An 822-nucleotide genomic window follows, 5' to 3' on the forward strand; every position below is an offset into this window, starting at 1 on the left:
AATGCTGATTCGTCTTGCGACACGGCCAGCGACCGTTTTGAATTCAGTGCATTACGCAGCTGAACAACAATCTTGGTTTTCTCAAACACCCGGTGTCTAGGGATGCTTGAGAAAACCATCCCTTTCGGGATGGTTGTCGATGTTACCCGACGTTTTTGAATATCACCGATGGGTGTCAAACACGTCTTCGATGCTGGTGGCATCAATCGCACGATCGAACCATGCTTCGATCTGTGCAAGATCTGCCTTGTCAATGAGCGCCGTCACACGGTCTGAAGCCATCTCCCCGAAGCGACGGGCAAGCAGCTTCTTGAGCGCGGCGGCTTCGCCTTCCTGTCGGCCCTGTTGAGCGCCTTCCATGCGCATGCGTTCCTTCCACGTGCGTTTTTCTTCCGTGATCATGGCGTCCAGCTCCTCTAAGTTTTTCACAGCTTCCAGCACAGTAGCGTCCGGAGCAAATTTTGCAAGCACTACGTTTTGCAGGTAAGCAAAGAAGGCCTTTTGCAGTCCTTCCTGGCCCTCTAACAACCGCTTGAGCGGTTGCAGTGCCTGGTGCAGCCCTTCTATCTCGTCTTGGCGCTCCAGGTGAACCAGCAGCGTTGCAAAGTTGGTTTCCCAGTCCTTGAGTTGCAGCGGGTCGATCTGGCCCACTTCCAGCAAGAGATATTGATGCGAGGGTGCCCAGGCTTTGAGGGCCTTGGCATCATCAATCAGTTCCTCGATGCGGACAGGGGCGCTCCACGGAGCGTGTCCATGATAGAAGACGACGGGCAGCACAGGAGGGAGCCTGTCCGGGGCCTTGACCAGCTGCTTTTCCAGCAG

At 55.1% G+C, this 822-nt stretch carries 1 protein-coding gene; it reads right to left on the reverse strand.

All coding sequences use genetic code 11. From position 1 onward, the window contains the following. Positions 1-162: 162 nt before the first annotated feature. Positions 163-822, reverse strand: a 660-nt coding sequence (locus OX89_RS12430; protein WP_157497441.1) for an Rpn family recombination-promoting nuclease/putative transposase, incomplete at its 5' end; no start/stop codon positions are given.

Origin of the sequence: Diaphorobacter sp. J5-51 (assembly GCF_001023515.1) — a bacterium.
GTDB classification, from domain to species: Bacteria; Pseudomonadota; Gammaproteobacteria; order Burkholderiales; family Burkholderiaceae_C; genus Diaphorobacter; species Diaphorobacter nitroreducens.